Annotated in this window: 15 protein-coding genes and 1 tRNA gene; 11 read left to right on the top strand and 5 right to left on the bottom strand. The window is 39.9% G+C overall.

The window, feature by feature from the left end; all coding sequences use genetic code 11:
- Nucleotides 1-11 precede the first annotated feature (11 nt).
- From H561_RS0108470 to H561_RS0108500, 6 genes are all read left to right on the top strand, one after another.
- Complete coding sequence (locus H561_RS0108470) at nucleotides 12-548, top strand: NADPH-dependent FMN reductase (protein ID WP_027386606.1); 537 nt, start codon at nucleotides 12-14, stop codon at nucleotides 546-548.
- Nucleotides 545-952, top strand: coding sequence for an OsmC family protein (locus H561_RS0108475; protein ID WP_027386607.1), 408 nt, complete (start codon nucleotides 545-547; stop codon nucleotides 950-952). The genes H561_RS0108470 and H561_RS0108475 overlap by 4 nt, the downstream gene beginning before the upstream one ends.
- Nucleotides 945-1,244 (top strand): GNAT family N-acetyltransferase, encoded by a 300-nt coding sequence (locus H561_RS0108480; protein ID WP_185095974.1) that lies wholly within the window; start codon nucleotides 945-947, stop codon nucleotides 1,242-1,244. Before H561_RS0108475 ends, H561_RS0108480 begins: the two co-directional genes overlap by 8 nt.
- A gap of 118 nt (nucleotides 1,245-1,362) precedes the next feature.
- Nucleotides 1,363-2,922: a sodium:solute symporter gene (locus tag H561_RS0108485; protein ID WP_027386609.1), complete on the top strand. Its 1,560-nt coding sequence runs from the start codon at nucleotides 1,363-1,365 to the stop codon at nucleotides 2,920-2,922.
- A 433-nt stretch (nucleotides 2,923-3,355) separates the two neighbouring features.
- Nucleotides 3,356-4,207, top strand: coding sequence for a transketolase (locus H561_RS0108495; protein WP_027386610.1), 852 nt, complete (start codon nucleotides 3,356-3,358; stop codon nucleotides 4,205-4,207).
- A gap of 48 nt (nucleotides 4,208-4,255) precedes the next feature.
- Nucleotides 4,256-5,203, top strand: a complete 948-nt coding sequence (locus H561_RS0108500; RefSeq protein WP_027386611.1) for a transketolase family protein — start codon at nucleotides 4,256-4,258, stop codon at nucleotides 5,201-5,203.
- Nucleotides 5,204-5,338: 135 nt separating this feature from the next.
- Here H561_RS0108500 and H561_RS0108510 read toward each other — a convergent pair whose 3' ends face one another.
- The 3 genes from H561_RS0108510 to H561_RS0108520 all read right to left on the bottom strand — a co-directional run bounded on the left by H561_RS0108510 (nucleotide 5,339) and on the right by H561_RS0108520 (nucleotide 11,192).
- On the bottom strand, nucleotides 5,339-5,716 hold the full coding sequence (locus H561_RS0108510) for a hypothetical protein (RefSeq protein WP_027386612.1): 378 nt from the start codon (nucleotides 5,714-5,716) through the stop codon (nucleotides 5,339-5,341).
- Nucleotides 5,717-5,784: 68 nt separating this feature from the next.
- Nucleotides 5,785-6,255, bottom strand: a complete 471-nt coding sequence (locus tag H561_RS0108515; RefSeq protein WP_027386613.1) for an Lrp/AsnC family transcriptional regulator — start codon at nucleotides 6,253-6,255, stop codon at nucleotides 5,785-5,787.
- Between the two features lie 134 nt (nucleotides 6,256-6,389).
- Nucleotides 6,390-11,192, bottom strand: a complete 4,803-nt coding sequence (locus H561_RS0108520; protein WP_027386614.1) for a translocation/assembly module TamB domain-containing protein — start codon at nucleotides 11,190-11,192, stop codon at nucleotides 6,390-6,392.
- 4 nt (nucleotides 11,193-11,196) lie between these two features.
- On the opposite strand from H561_RS0108520, the gene tsaD reads away from it, so the two are divergent.
- From tsaD to H561_RS0108535, 3 genes are read left to right on the top strand one after another with little or no spacing between them, the layout of a single operon-like run.
- The gene (tsaD, locus tag H561_RS0108525) at nucleotides 11,197-12,213 is read left to right on the top strand and encodes a tRNA (adenosine(37)-N6)-threonylcarbamoyltransferase complex transferase subunit TsaD (protein WP_027386615.1); all 1,017 of its coding nucleotides are present in this window, start codon (nucleotides 11,197-11,199) and stop codon (nucleotides 12,211-12,213) included.
- Nucleotides 12,210-12,620, top strand: a complete 411-nt coding sequence (locus H561_RS0108530; protein ID WP_027386616.1) for a hypothetical protein — start codon at nucleotides 12,210-12,212, stop codon at nucleotides 12,618-12,620. Before tsaD ends, H561_RS0108530 begins: the two co-directional genes overlap by 4 nt.
- Nucleotides 12,621-12,665: 45 nt before the next feature.
- Nucleotides 12,666-13,361, top strand: a complete 696-nt coding sequence (locus tag H561_RS0108535; protein WP_027386617.1) for an RsmE family RNA methyltransferase — start codon at nucleotides 12,666-12,668, stop codon at nucleotides 13,359-13,361.
- 35 nt (nucleotides 13,362-13,396) lie between these two features.
- Here the strand turns inward: H561_RS0108535 and H561_RS0108540 are convergent, their stop codons facing one another.
- The gene (locus H561_RS0108540) at nucleotides 13,397-14,074 is read right to left on the bottom strand and encodes a TrmH family RNA methyltransferase (protein WP_027386618.1); all 678 of its coding nucleotides are present in this window, start codon (nucleotides 14,072-14,074) and stop codon (nucleotides 13,397-13,399) included.
- Between the two features lie 166 nt (nucleotides 14,075-14,240).
- Here H561_RS0108540 and H561_RS0108545 point away from each other — a divergent pair, with 166 nt between their 5' ends.
- Nucleotides 14,241-15,257 (top strand): asparaginase, encoded by a 1,017-nt coding sequence (locus tag H561_RS0108545; RefSeq protein ID WP_027386619.1) that lies wholly within the window; start codon nucleotides 14,241-14,243, stop codon nucleotides 15,255-15,257.
- Nucleotides 15,258-15,313: 56 nt separating this feature from the next.
- Nucleotides 15,314-15,400, top strand: a tRNA-Ser gene (locus tag H561_RS0108550).
- Between the two features lie 356 nt (nucleotides 15,401-15,756).
- On the opposite strand, the gene H561_RS0108555 is transcribed toward H561_RS0108550, so the two are convergent.
- Entirely contained in the window at nucleotides 15,757-16,452 is a 696-nt protein-coding gene (locus tag H561_RS0108555) for a hypothetical protein (protein ID WP_027386620.1), read from the bottom strand.
- Nucleotides 16,453-16,561: the final 109 nt, after the last annotated feature.

Raw genomic sequence — 16,561 nt, forward strand, 5'->3', positions numbered from 1 at the left:
TAAAATAGACTATGAAGATATTAGCATTTGCAGGAAGCACTTCCTCCACATCCATCAACAGGGAACTGGTTAAATTTGTGCTGAAAGATTTTCAGGACACAGACATCAACCTGATCGATCTTAACGATTTCGATATGCCTGTTTTTTCCGTAGACCGCGAAAAGAAAGGATTCCCTGATGAAGCCCGGAAGTTTTTAAAACAAATCGAAGAATGTGATGGCATCATCTGTTCCCTGGCGGAGCATAACAGGTCATATGCTGCTGCTTTCAAGAATGTTTTTGACTGGGCTTCAAGAATTAATGTCAAGGTTTTTCAGGATAAACCGATGTTCCTGATGTCGACTTCACCGGGCGGGTATGGCGGCGGGAATGTGATGAATACGGCAAAAACATTTTTTCCGCAGTTCGGGGCTGATATCAAAGATACTTTTTCACTTCCTAAATTTTACGAAAATTTTGATCTGGAGAGCGGCATCATTAATCCTGAAATGCTGAAAGACGTAAAGGATAAAATCGCTAATTTTAAAAACCAGATTAATAAATCATGACAGTAACGGTAAAAGCGAGTTTAGGAAGAGAAAACTATTATACGGAAGTCATCGCAGGTGAAAACATGCTGATTACCGATGAGCCGGTGGATAAAGGCGGAGGCAATAAGGGCTTCAACCCTTTTGAGATTCTGGCAACTTCCCTGGCCAGCTGTACGGCAGCTACCTTAAAAATGTACATTGACCGGAAAGCCTGGGATGTTGAAAAAATACATATCGGCGTGGAACTGGAACATTTTCCCCTGACCAAAAGGACGATTTTTAAAAGAACGGTCAGTTTTGAAGGCACGGCTCTTGACGATGAGCAGATGAAAAGGCTCCGCACCATTGCCGATGCATGCCCTGTTCACAAAATACTTACCAACGAAATAGAAATATTAACCAAATTTTCATCATATGATTGAGATACAACACAGCAACGACGAAAAACACGGAAACTTTAAAGCATCCTTAGACGGAAACCCGGCAGGTTTGATGACCTATACCTGGGCCGGCGAAGACCGATTCATCATCGACCATACGGAAGTGAAAGAAGCCTATAACGGACAAGGAGTCGGCAAGGAAATGCTGATGGCAGCAGTAGATTTTGCCAGGAAAAACAGCAAATCTATTATCCCGCTTTGCCCCTTTGCAAAAGCCACTTTTCAGAAACATGAGGAACTTCAGGATGTTTTGGTGAATAAAATGCAGGCCTGATTCAGGACCCCTATCAATCGTAACCCTAAAACATAAACCTTCCGGAGCAAAAGCCGCAAGGTTTTTTCTTTTTCAGCAGAAGAGAAAAAAACTATATTTGCTGAAATTAAATTGAAGAATGAATCCCGGAATTACCCTTTTGATTTTTGTTTTTATTTATTTCACCGGCCTGCTGGTGATTTCCTATTTCACCAGCCGAAATTCTGACAACCAGTCGTTTTTTATCGGCAATAAGAAAAGCAAGTGGTGGCTGGTTGCCTTCGGGATGATCGGGACCAGCTTAAGCGGTGTGACTTTTATTTCCGTACCGGGAACCGTCGGGAAGATGACCGGAAGCGAATATATTTACGGCGGTTTTGAGTATTACATGATGGTAATCGGTTTTTTCATCGGGTATTTTATTGTCGCGGCTGTCCTGCTTCCTCTGTATTACAAGATGAACCTGACCTCAATTTACACCTATTTAGGAAAAAGGTTTAATGTGGAAGCGCATAAGATCGGTTCTATCTTTTTTATTATTTCAAGAGCCATCGGTGCCACGGCAAGACTGTACCTGGTGGTAAATGTGCTACAGATTTTTTTACTCGAAGGCTTGGGCGTTCCCTTCTGGCTAACCGCATCCGTGCTTCTACTGATGGTTCTTCTATACACATTCGAAGGCGGCGTGAAAACCATTGTCATTACCGATACCTTACAAACCTCTTTCATGATCATCAGCCTGGTCGCCTGTATTGTTTATATTTTATCCAATCTGAATCTTTCATTCGGAGAGGCTTATACTATTTTAGAACAGAAAAATTATACGCATTTTATTAATCTTGATCCTAATTCCAAAACCTTTTTCCTTAAGACCATTTTAGGAGGTATTTTTATTACCATTGCCATGACCGGCCTGGATCAGGAAATGATGCAGAAGAATATTTCGGTCGACAGTCTTAAAAACTCAAAGAAAAACATGCTGACCTTTGCAGGAACACTGCTTTTCGTCAACCTTGCCTTTTTATTTCTGGGAGGCCTGCTGTATCTGTTTGCTCTGCAAAACGGTGCGGAATACGGGCAGATCAATGGGGAGACCCTTACCAATATTTTCGGCTTTAAAGACTCTGCCGGAAACATCAAAAACATCATGGGAGACGATTTATTCCCGGCGTTGTCGCTTCAGGGATATTTCCCGATGGTGATTTCCGTCATTTTTATCATCGGGCTGATCTCAGCTTTATTCCCTTCTGCAGATGGTGCATTAACAGCGGTTACAAGTTCGTACTGTGTGGATTTATTAAATTTAAATGAAGACAGAAGCAAAACGGAAAAGGAAAAAAAGCACCTCCGTATGAAAGTGCACCTGACATTTACGGTTGTTTTCTTTATCCTGATTATGGTTTTTAAAGCGATGAATGATAAATCGATTGTGTATCTTATCATGGAAATTGCAGGCTATACCTACGGACCGCTTTTAGGGCTTTTTGCATTCGGGATTTTTACCAAATTCCAGATCTCAAAGAAATATACGATTCTTGCCGTTACCCTTCTGGCTCCTGTTATCACATACATCATCAATTTCCTCATTACGAATTATACAGATTACCGAATCGGTGTGGAACTAATTGTTCTTAACGGACTACTTACGTTTATCGGTTTGTGGCTGGTGAAACATAAATCTTATCTGAAAATTGTTTAATGAAAATTAAAGCATTAATATATTTGTTATTTTAGTTTTTTCATTCTCATGCAAAAATCAGACTGTCATATTTTTAAAAAAGCATATCATCCTGATGAATATTATCTTATTGTAGAAAAATCAGAAGTTAATAAGACTTGGATTAAAATAAAGGACTTATCATTATTATCGAATAAAAAAGAAAATATTATGGTTTTACAATAATTGGATTTTTTGACATCAACAAAATTGATATCAGAGAAACAATAAAAAAAGAAAGGGGAAAACTATCTATCAGTATTCATAAACAATACCCTATAATAATACATGATTGACACTCTAATATAAAATCTTACAAATAAAATATAAAAATCCGGATTTTTACATCCGGATTTTACATTTCTGTAAACCGGCAAAAAATTGTAAATTAGCAGGGCAAACAAATCTTATAACAATGAGTAAAAGTATTGAAGAGTTGAAATCTCTTACTACACAAATCAGAAGAGACATTTTAAGAATGGTTCATGCTGTTAATTCCGGCCACCCGGGCGGAAGTTTAGGCTGTACGGAATATTTTACGGCACTATACGGAAAAGTAATGAATTACAACCTTCCTTTTACGATGGAAGGTAAAAATGAAGATCATTTCTATCTTTCCAACGGACATATTTCTCCGGTATTCTATTCTACTCTGGCCCGATTCGGATTTTTCCCGGTTGAAGAGCTGAAAACGTTCAGAAAACTGGATTCCAGATTACAGGGCCACCCTACCACCCACGAAGGGCTTCCAGGGATAAGAATTGCTTCAGGATCTTTAGGACAGGGACTTTCTGTGGCTCTTGGCGTAGCTCAAGGAAAAAAATTAGACGGAGACCACTCTTTGGTATATACGCTGCACGGTGACGGTGAATTGCAGGAAGGACAGGTTTGGGAAGCTTTGATGTATGCTGCTGCCAAAAAAGTAGATAACATTATCTCTACCATAGACTACAATGGACGCCAAATCGATGGTGATACCGATGATGTGTTAAGCCTCGGGAACCTTCACGCGAAGCTTGAAGCTTTCGGATGGATCGTTCTGGAAGAGAAAAACGGTAACGATCTTGAAGCGGTTATTGCTATGCTGGAAAAGGCAAAAACAGAAACCGGAAAAGGAAAACCTGTAGTGATTATTCTTCATACGGAAATGGGATTCGGTGTGGATTATATGATGGGATCCCACTCATGGCACGGAAAAGCGCCTAATGACGAGCAAATGGATACAGCATTCAAACAATTATATTTGGAAGCTCCTGCTGATTATTAATTTTATGCAATTAGTAATCTTTTAATCTTTAATTAACAATTAGAACAAATGAAATTTACATATACTGAAAAAAAAGATACCCGTTCAGGATTCGGAGCAGGATTAGCTGAACTTGCAGATAAAAATCCTAATGTAGTGGCATTGTGCGCAGACCTTATCGGATCCCTTAAAATGGAGAAATTTATTGAAAAGGCTCCGGAAAGGTTTTTCCAAGTGGGAATTGCCGAAGCCAATATGATGGGACTTGCAGCAGGTTTAAGCATTACGGGAAAAATTCCTTTTACCGGAACTTTTGCCAACTTTTCTACATCAAGAGTTTATGACCAGATCCGTCAGTCTATCGCTTACTCGAATAAAAATGTAAAGATCTGTGCTTCCCATGCCGGACTTACCTTGGGGGAAGACGGTGCTACCCACCAGGTTCTGGAAGATATCGGTATGATGAAAATGCTTCCGGGGATGACGGTAATCAACCCTTGCGACTATAACCAGACGAAAGCGGCAACGTTAGCCATTGCTGACTTTGAAGGCCCCGTTTATTTAAGATTCGGAAGACCGGTAGTCCCTGTTTTCATTCCGGAAGACATGCCTTTCGAAATCGGTAAAGGTATTCTTTTACAGGAGGGGACTGATGTGACGATTGTGGCAACGGGACATCTCGTATGGGAATCTCTTTTAGCTGCTGAAAAGCTTGAAAAAGAAGGTATTTCATGTGAGGTGATCAACATTCACACCATCAAACCTCTGGATGAAGAGATCATCTTAAAATCAGTGGAAAAAACAGGTAAAATCGTAACGGCTGAAGAACACAATTACCTTGGCGGCTTAGGAGAATCCATTGCAGGAATGCTGGCAAGAAAAAGACCGACCCGACAGGAATTTGTTGCGGTCAATGATACGTTCGGAGAATCGGCAACACCTGCTGAACTGATGAAGAAATATAAAATTGATTCTGTTGCCGTACAGGCAGCGGTGAAGAGAATTTTAGAGAAATAATTCCTTTTTGAAATATAAATTGAAAGCATCCTCAAAAGGATGCTTTTTTAATATAATCTTATGAGCAGATTGATTATCTTCAATAATATTTAGCTTATTACTTTGAACTGCCAACTATAAAAATCACGAATATTCCTATTTGAAAAACTTCCATTTCGGAATGATAGCCAGCATCCCGAAACCGGTGAACAGGAAAAGATTGGTTACATCTGTGTAGAGAAAAGTTGACAGATAATAATTGTGCATAAAAAAGTGCAGAACCAGCAATATAGGAAAGGTGAAAATCCCTATTTTTTTATAAAAAAACATAAGGACCAGGCTGACGGCCATCAGCGCATCAATGGTAAAAATAATGAAGAAATACCATTCCGGAATATTCAGGTATTCGTGCTGCAGGTATTCGTCCAGATCGATTCCGAAGCCCATAATAGTAAATAACATTAATGCGGCAAATGCCAGAATAAATCCCCATCCTTTCTTCGGATCTTCATCAAAATAGCTGTATTCTTCCATAGGTACAAAAATAAAGAACTTATGAGAAATTTCATAAGTTCTTTTTAGATAATTCGTTTACAATCTGATTATATAGAAATCGCGTTAATCAGTCTGTTCTTATCACTTAGGTATTCCTCCATAGAGATCATACTTTCGGTTCTCATGACATCCTGAATATCATCGATCTGATAGATGATTCTTTTCGCATCATCGGTATTCTTAGCCTTTACTTTACAGAAAATATTATATTTTCCGGAAATAACGCTGGCTTCGATTACATTAGGCAGGGTTGACAGCTCTTTTAAAACCTCTTGTGTTCTGTTTGATTTTGTCAAAAGGATTCCGATGAAAGCCGTGAAGTGATAATCCAGCTTTCCATAATCGATATTAAGAGATGATCCCAAAATAATACCTGCATCCTCCATTTTTTTCACTCTTACGTGAATTGTTCCAGCAGAAACATCCATCTGCTTCGCAATTTCTGTAAACGGCATTCTTGTGTTTTCTACTAAGAAGTCAAGAATTTTTTTGTCTATTTCGTCCAGTTGATAGTTCATATTAATTAAATTACAGTTTTCTTAAAAAATCAATGTATTTTTTGCAAATTTAGAAAAAATAATTTAACTAAAAAAATTATATCAAACATTAACAATAATTAACACGGATGATAAAAATCATTAAAAAATCACAATTATTTGGCTTCTGATTTTATAGAATCTGTTTTTATTTCATTTTTATTCTGATGTGTTTTTTTATCTTTTCCTTTCTTTTTGAAGAAAGAATTGAAGCTCTTGCTCCATACGATACCTCCGCCATACGCCTGATTGGCAGAACCGTTTGATCCGACACCGTTGACGACACCGACACCGATATTGGAAGGTTTGGAATACCCTCTTAGAATGAGGCTTCCGTCATTCTTTTTGGAAATATCATATTCTATGGTCCCTTCACCGGACAGATAATTAGTCTCTGTATTTTCCGTTTTGGTTAACGGGATCCCGAGCCCTGTTTTCACCTTAATTCTTGGTGAAAGAGCAAAGCTGACTCCGGCATTAGCCCTGTCTCCGATATTGGAATATTGGTCACCTTTTACATAGTTCAGGTCAATCTGAAATTCGTTACTCATGGTATTAAGTACTGAGCCCAGCTGTTTTAAAAGTATATTATAACCGGAAGATTCTGCAATTCCGGCAACATCCACATCCACTCCGCCGGTTTTGGAAACGTTAAAACTGTTTAACAGTAATACAGAACCAAACTGCAGTACTTTTTCGCCTTCCTGGCTCATTTTTGCAGCAAGGGTTTCTTTAACCTGGCTTGAAACATCCAGCGCAGTGACATCCAGATCCACCTTAGGATCTACCAGTGACTGGGAAATATTGGCCTGAAGCAGTATACTGACCGGCTGCAGCCCTCCCATACTAAGATATTCTCCTGCATTGGAAACCATTCTTACATAATTGGCTTTTATATCAAGTGCCGGCTTTATGGCATCACCATCCCAGCGGATGCTGCTTCCTTTCTCAATCTGGAAGGTCTTATTCAGGATGGCTTTTGAAATAAACGTTCCGTTATCTACCCTGTAGGTTCCGTTCATCGCAATATTGCCCTGTCTGCTCATCTGGAAGCGCAGCTTTTCAGCCTCCCCTTTCACCATGATACTTCCCACATCATCACCGATCAGAACGTTTACGGTAGTGCCTTTATCTACATCCAATGCAAAATCAATGTTCATATTGGCGCCGGATTTTTTCTTTTCTTCAAGCGTCACCAATCCGTCTTTTCCTTCTTTCAGGAACCTCAACATTTTAAATTCTTCTACATTGGAAGTGGACCCTGAGTTAAAGGTAAAAGTACTTCCGCTCAGCGCTTTCATATTGGGGGTTGATATGCTTAATCCGGAAACCGGTCCGTCTACGTAAAGGTCTCCCTGCCCGTAAACCCTTCCCCAGAACAGGTCATAATCTTTCTGACTTGTATTTAATACCAAGAGGTTGTCTGCTCTCATTACCAGGTTGACGCCCAGCGACGAAATGGTCTCAAACTGAATAGCCCCGGAAATATTCCCTTTGGAGTTGGTCCTTCCGTCATGAACTTCGATATTATTCAGGATAGCTAACCCTTTGGTTAAAGGAATTACCGTATCATCAAATGAATAATCCACCCCCGTAAACAACAGCTTCAACCCGAAACCTTTCAATGCAATATCACCGCTGTAATCCAGATTGCTGAACTTCCCGCTGACTTTAAGGTCTCCGGTTGCTTTTCCTCTTAAATTTCCAAAAACCGTTGTCACGAACTGCTGGGCAAAAGCCACATCGAAATCCCTCATTTCGGCTGTAAGATCAATCGTCGGTGAAGCAGTGTTATTGTTGACCGTTCCTGTAACGTGAAGGCTGTTGTTACCGATGACACCGGCAGAATTCACTTTTATTTCAACGTCATATACATTGAGGGAGTACCCGTTTGTGGCAGAGATTGTGATATCGCCCATGTCGTTTCCGTTCATCATGATATCATCAATAGTCATATCCACCAACGGCTGCAGGGTACTTTTATCCATTTTAATCTTCACGTTCCCGTTAGCCAGACCCTGAATGTTCATTTTGTTTCCGCCTGCCTGCATTTCCAGCAGCTTTTCGACAGCGAAATCATTCACTTCGGCATCCAGGTAGAAGTCCTTGGCGGATTTAAACTGAGCTTCCTTTATGAACAGGGCACTTTTATCTGAATATATCCTCAGGTTACGGATGTCGAAATCCTTTTCCTTTTTGCGGTAGGTAATGGAATGGTCCAATTCCGGGCTGGTATCAATAGCCCAGGTTACATCATTGAATTTAACTTCAGTAGGTTCAAACCTGAAAACAAAGTCGCCGCCTGCGTTGGTGGTCTGGTTGACATTGATCGCATAGGATTTCAGGGCATCATCCAACTCGTCTTCAGGGCTTCCATGTTTGAATTTTGCCGCAAGGTGAAGAATGGTATTGTTCTCATTCCGGCCGCTTAAGGTGATATCTTTAAGAATGTTTTTATTATACTCCACCCTGTTGATTTTGGCAAAAATCTGTTCGTCAAGATTGGCCGTATTGATTCTCACCATAACGCTGTCAACCATGGCGCTGTCTCGGGTAATATTGCTCCTTTCATTGATTTTATAGGAAGGATTGGCTTCGGCAAGCGCTTTGTCAGCATCCGTGATTTCCTGGACTTTGGTCATGACATATTTAAGCGAAGCCGCATCTAAATTTAAAATCAGGTTGTTTGAATTTCCGTCGTACTGGCCTTCCACTTTTGCGCCCTGAGGAATTTTCAAATCCGGCATGAAATAGCTTACCAATCCCTGCTGAATATCAAAATTCATAGTAAAGTTCTGCCCCCTGTATAATTTGCGCGGAGCGGGGCCTACCAGAACTTTATTTAAACCGTTTTCCACCATCCCTGCAAGATCTGCAAGGTTATATCGGCCGGAAATTTTTCCGTTTACGGCACCCGGGGCGTCCACATCAATCACCCGGCCGCCATTTTCAGCAAATGTTTTTATTTTAGCGTGGGGAATTGAATATTTCTGAGTGGCCGTGGCAAAACTAATATGGTTTGCTTCAACATCTAAAGTGAGATCATTGAGGGAAGACATCGCCATTTTACCGTTCACCGTTCCACTTACAATCTGGTTACCTGGCTTACCAGTAAAATAATTCATATTCAAATACTTAACATCAGCATCCACATTCATTGCAATCCTCGGAGTGCTGAAATCAATTAAACCTTTGATAACCGCTTTTGCCTGCGCATCATCCACTTTTATCAGCCCGTTATACTTTTTATGATCCAGTAATCCGTCAAGATAAAGATTATTGATCTCCTTATTCATGATTTCAATGCTGGTGATCCGGGATTTTGTGGCCAGCCTCATGGTATTGACATCAAAGCTCTGCCCGTTAACATCAAACCTGCCTGAGATCAGGCCTACGGATTTATTTTTGGTAATTACCGAAGTATTTAGATCTCTTACTTCAGCAATCCCGACGTATTTCGGCATAGGAGAACTGTAATCCGTTAAAGAAAACCTAGTGATCTTCGCCTGTCCGATTCCTGTCATCAGGTTTCCGCTTGAAATATATACTTTCTTCGGGTTTACACTTGCCGTCCCATTATATTTCAGCTTCCCGAAATCATCCGCAAAATTCTTCATCTTTGTTGCAATAAATGAAGGCATCATCGCTTTCAGATCCTTATAGGTGAAATCCGCTGAAAGGTTATCGGTTTCAATGAGGAAGTTCCCTTTCAGCAGCCTGTTGATTTTCATTGTTTTTGTGGCAATATTCACATCAGGGTTTCGGATCAGGAAATGATCCAGCTTAAAATTGTTCAGCGGCCCCATCATCTTCCCCGAAATATTAAACGGTTTGAAATTATCCCAGTTGGTGACAAAATAGCTGATGTCATATCCGCTCAGCTGGCTGCCCTGCTTAAGGTCCATTTCCCATTTCACCTTATCCGCAAAATCGGACCAGGATCCGTCATCATGAAGATTAAACTTTACATCTCCCTGCAAAAGACTGTGGTCTGTATTTAAGGTTAAATCTTTAAGGAACAGAAAATCTTTTGTCATTGACAGTTCCGTTGAAAAAGTATCTACAAAATGCGACTTCCCCCATCTTTTGGTAGTAAAAGACACATTATTGATCAGGGCTGAAATATTCCGCCCGTTAACTTTTACATTCGGAGCTTTAAGATTAAAATTGGTCGCTATCAGCCATTCCCCTTTATCTCCGGGAGAATTTAAATTGACAATGGAAACTTTGGAATCAAGGATCTGCAGCCTGGAATTCAACTGAAAAGGCGGCTTATTCGGATCCGGCTTTTTCCCGCTGTTGAACAACTGGGTAAAGCGGATGAAATTTGAAATGCTGTCGCCTTTATAGGTAATGACTTTTATATCCGCATTTTTAAGCGTAAGGGAATTAAAGCTTAATGAATTGTGCTTGCCGATATTGGTGGCGAGCGAGAACCAGTCTGAATTGGCGGTAAATTCTTTAGCGGTAATAAAATCGGCTCCTTTATAATCTTTGATTTTTAAGCCTTTGATCTTTACATTGCCGAAAAAATTTACGTCCACGCTTTCGGTAGACATCTGTGCCTTGAAATCCCGGTTGACAATCTGCAGTGCCTGGTCAGCGGCCCATCGCTTGGTAACCGGAAGATTGATGATAATAAAAACAGCAACAACAAGACCGAGACTCAGCCAGAACAGAATCAGTAAAAGCCTGGCCCACCAGGAATAACTCGTAACATCTTTTACAGCCTGCTTCCCGAACTCTTCAGCCGTTTCTACAGGATGTTTAATGGCATCGGTAGCAAGCTCAGAGGCTTCTTTTACAGTCTCCTTCACTTTACCTCCGGCATTCTCAACAGCCTTTTGTACCTGATTGCCCAGGTTCCCAGCTACTGACTTTTTGTTCTCATTCTCGTTATTATTCTCTAACTTTGCCATTATTATGAGCGACTCTATAATTTTAGGTATTGAATCGTCCTGCGACGATACATCAGCAGCTATCATCAAGGGAAATTCTATTCTGTCGAACATTGCTGCAAACCAGGCGATCCATAAAGAATATGGCGGTGTTGTCCCTGAACTTGCATCGCGTGCCCATCAGCAAAATATCATCCCCGTTGTTGAAAAATCTTTTACTAAAGCAAATATACAACAAAATGCAATTTCTGCGATAGGATTTACACGCGGGCCCGGACTTTTAGGATCACTTCTCGTGGGAACCTCGTTTGCTAAGTCCCTGGCAATGAGCTTAGACGTCCCTTTAATTGAAGTAAATCACCTACAGGCACATATTTTAGCGCATTTCATTGACGATGCAAATCCTGTGCCGCCCACATTTCCTTTTTTATGCCTTACGGTGAGCGGGGGACATACCATGATTGTGCTGGTAAAAGATTATTTCGACATGGAAATTATCGGGAAAACCACTGATGATGCCGCCGGAGAAGCCTTCGACAAAATCGGAAAGATTTTTGACCTGGATTATCCTGCCGGCCCGATTATCGACCGACTGGCCAAAGAAGGGAACCCTGATGCATTCACTTTTAATAAACCGAGACTGGAGCAGTACGATTATTCTTTCAGTGGGATCAAGACTTCCGTGCTGTATTTTATCCAGAAAGAAGTAAGAAAAGATCCTGATTTTATTAAAAACAACCTTAATGATCTCTGTGCTTCCGTACAGCGGTGCATTGTTGAAATTTTAATGAATAAACTGGAAAAAGCAGCAAAAGATTTAAATATAAAAGAAGTAGCGATTGCCGGAGGCGTCTCTGCCAATTCTGCTCTGCGGCAGGCCATGCAGGACAACCGCGAGAAGCTGGGATGGAATATCTATATCCCGAAATTTGAATATACTACCGATAACGCGGCCATGATTGCCATGGTAGCGCAGTTAAAATTTGAAAGAGGGGAATTTACGGATCTGAGAACTTCCGCCACCGCAAAATACGATTTATGAAAATACTTTTAGAAGAGAAAGTACTGGGAACGCAGTCTAAAAAAAACTCAAAATATTATTGGGTTTTAGAAACCATTACAGGAAAGAATGACGTGACAGAAAAAACTGAAGACGAAGATTATTTAATGATAAGTTCAGAAATTGGATATGTTCAGAATATAAAGGAAGAGATTGTAGAGAAAATCAATTCAGAAAATGTATTCAGTTTTACTTACGAACCCAAAGAAGGAGATTATTTGTCCATTAAAAATAATTTAAGAAAAAATGAATATTTGAATTTAATTTTTATGAATAATAAATGGATTGAAGAAATTTACGCATGTTCATATAGGGATTGTGAAGGCGATATTTACACCACGATAAAAACCGGTGTCGCATTTTTAAGCGATAATGAAATTACGTTTTAACAATCACTTATACATAAAATTCAGGCAGAGTCTAAATATCCATATATGAAACTTTTTTTTGGTGAAATCAATAACGGAAAAGCCATCATCAACGATGAAGAACAACAGCATATCGTAAAAGTTCTCCGTATGAAAAACGGTGAAGACATCCACGTAACTGACGGAAAAGGAAATCTTGCTGCCGGAACACTGGTGATCGAAGGAAAGAAAGCCACTATAGAAGTTTCTGAGATTAAAACGAATTATCCCGATTTTACGCCGAGGCTTCACATTGCCATTGCCCCGACCAAAAATATTGACCGCATTGAGTTTTTTGTGGAAAAAGCTGTGGAAATGGGTATTTCGGAAATCACCATCCTGCAGACTGAAAAAACGGAACGCAAAAATATCAATATCGATAAACTCAGGAAACAGGCTGTGGCAGCATCCAAGCAGAGCCTGAGGTTTCATTTCCCCACCATCAATAATTCCGTTAAACTTCAGGATTTCCTGAAAAGCATCAGCCCTGAGAACACTTTTGTGGCGCACTGCAATGAAAACCTGGAAAGGACTGAACTGCAAGAGATCCCCAAACTTGAACAAATTACTTTCCTGATTGGTCCTGAAGGCGATTTTTCAGAGAAAGAAATCGACTATTTGTCCGAGAACAAAATAAAAGCCGTGTCTCTTGGCAGCCAGCGGTTGAGAACGGAAACAGCCGGTATCTTTGTGGCGGCATGGAATTATTATAATCTACCATAAAAAACAGAGGAATGCCAACGGCCTTCTTTTCACTGTTAATGATCCCAATGAATACTGTTATCCTTCAGGTATTTCTCAAAGATCTGCGTTCCGCTTCTTATGGAATTTACTGCCCAGCGGATTTTCATTTTTAACAGCTTTTCTTCGTTTAGTTTATAATCAATACCGGACTTCATCAGCTTCTGCTTCAGCTCATACATACAGATGGAAGCCGCTACCGACACATTGAAACTTCTGGTAAAGCCGTACATCGGAATGGCTAATGTTTCATCCGCAAAATCTAAAACTTCCTGGGAAACCCCTTCCATTTCGGTTCCGAAAACCAGGGCAATCGGTTCCGTAATCTCATATTCAGGCAACATCTTCGCATTATTTTCCAGCGAAACAACGACAATTTTATAGCCTCTGTCTTTAATTTTTTGAAAAGACTCTAGAGTTCTCGGCATTTTTTCAACCTCAACCCAGGTATCAGCTCCTTTGGTTACCCGGAGATTGGGTTCAAAACTATACTCTTCCTGCAAAGCCACCACTTTATGAAAACCACAGGCTTCCACAGAGCGCACAATAGCCGCGGCATTCCGGAACTGGTAAATATCCTCGACCACGGGAAGCACAAAATCTGAACTTTCCGGTGAAAAATGTTCAATTTTCCTTAACCGTTCTTCGGTTAAAAACTGTTTTAAATACTCAAAAGTCTGTACTAAATCTTTCATCTGATCCTTTCTGTTTTTTCAGGAGCCGGACGCAACGTCTCATCATGACAGACTTTATGATAAAATTTGCCCTAAACGTTTCATCCGTTTTCAAATCTTTGCAAATTAACGTAATTTTGAGGAATGATCCTGAATGAACCGGGAACAAAAACCTGATAAAGTCTGTATGAAACGAAAAGTCCTTTTGATCTACACCGGTGGCACCATCGGGATGGAAAAAGATTATGAATCCGGCAGCCTCCGTGCCTTTGACTTCGGAAATATTTTTGAGAAAATGCCTGAAATGAAACTGATGGAATGTGAAGTTTTCGTGCATCCTTTTTCAAAACCGCTTGATTCGTCAGATATGGGTCCGGAAGAATGGAAAATTATCGCCCATTACATCCGTAAAAATTATGACCAGTATGATGGATTCTTGGTTCTTCACGGGACAGATACCATGTCTTACACAGCTTCCGCATTAAGCTTTATGCTGAAAGGGCTGAAAAAACCCGTCATTTTAACGGGTTCCCAGCTTCCGATCGGAGACCTGCGGACGGACGCGAAGGAAAACCTCCTGACCAGCCTGTACTACGCCAGCCTGTATGAGGAAAACGAAGCCGTGATTCAGGAAGTGGCCATTTATTTTGAGTATAAACTGTTAAGGGGAAACCGTACTTTAAAATATTCAGCTGAATTTTTTGACGCCTATGCAAGTCCAAATTACCCTATTCTCGGACAATCCGGCGTACATCTGAATATTATTAAAGAAAACCTTTACCGTTGTAATGCGGACGTTGAATTTCATGTGGATGACCACATTTCCGAAGATATTATTTTCTGGAGAATTTTTCCGGGCATGAACCTGAATCACTTTAAAGAAATCCCGAAAATGAAAGTGCTGATCCTTCAGGTCTTCGGTTCGGGAACTATTTTCAGCAGTGAAAAAACAGTAGCCACCTTACAACAGATACGAAATAACGGAACTGAAATTGTGGTGGTCAGCCAGTGTATTTCGGGCGGAATTTCATTCGGAAAATATGAAAACAGCAATATCTTTTCAAAGATCGGAGCCATCAGCGGGAAAGATATTACGGCAGAAAGCGCTATCACGAAAGCCATGCATCTTATTGACAATCCCAGCTACCCGGGAAGCTTTGCCGATACCTTTTCAAAAAGCTTATGCGGAGAAATTTTCAATTAATCACATGAATAATTTGCTAATTCAATAAATTCTCCTATTTTTGCAGTCTCGAATAAAGAGAGGTGTCCGAGTGGTTGAAGGAGCTACCCTGGAAAGGTAGTATGCGGGTAACTGTATCGAGGGTTCGAATCCCTTCCTCTCTGCAAGTAAAAGCGTTGATTTTCAACGCTTTTCTTATTTTTAACCATTAAACTAAATTCCGTAAAATCTGGCCTGAAGAAATTTAAATACTCACAAATCATCTATTTGTTCAGACATTTTTCAGACATCATCCAAATGAATATCAATATGCTTAAACCTAACAGGTTTGAATATGATCATCTTATTTTATAAAAATTCAAGATAATCTGTTATAGAATTAAACAGGATCATAGAAGTTTTTTTAATCAATCAATATAAAAATCCCGGTCATGCTGACCGGGATTTTCGTTTGAAGAATTGCTTCATTCAAACTGCAATTTAATTATATGAATGTATTGGTGTAAAATTGATTGATCATTTAATTGCACATGGTGAGGAACTGATGGCTCATCTGTACTGTAAATCGGGCTTCTGATTTTAATTTTGTATAGATCATTGATTCAAAAGCGTGGACATCCTTTAATTTCCGGTCAATATAGTCTGCAATCTGTACGATGGAAAATATAAAATCGCGATAAATGGCAATGTCAACCGTGCGTCCGTAAACCGGAAGATACGCCTTCAGAAAAGGAAGCGTTGCCTGATGCTGACTGTAGTTAACGCAGTACCCGGCTCCGTCTCTTGAGGTAATAATTTCGCAGTGATTAATAAAATCAAGGATATTTTTGTCTTCACTGCCTTTGTTTTTAGAAAGATACTGATTGATCCTATCCAGAATATGCTGGGCGTATTCCATCATTGTAATGGTTTTCCATTCGAATACATGGTTAAGGCTTTTTATATTATTAGCAGACTTTCCGTTTTTTAAGCCTGTAGGAAAGGAGATGCCCATGGTTTCCTGATACGGGAAAAAGCAATCCTTGATCTGGACAGAAGCGTCCGGCTGCAGCCTGTCATTCGAAAAATTATAGTACAGATAAGGACTGTAGAGGTTCGCAAGGGCTTTCAGGTAATCGGCTTCGGAAGGATTATAGTTTTGTTCAAACCATTTTTCAAGGTTATCGTAATAATGGTTCTCAAATTCTTTATAACTTAAATATAACGGCAATTCCATAACTCTGTATTTTGATAAAGCAAAGCTAATACGGTAATGCGACAAAACTTGTCGTGTTATTTTTTAGTTTTAATTTTTTTGACAGAAAACGGAAGATTAATATATAATA

Source organism: Chryseobacterium gregarium DSM 19109 (genome assembly GCF_000430845.1).
GTDB classification, from domain to species: domain Bacteria; phylum Bacteroidota; class Bacteroidia; order Flavobacteriales; family Weeksellaceae; genus Chryseobacterium; species Chryseobacterium gregarium.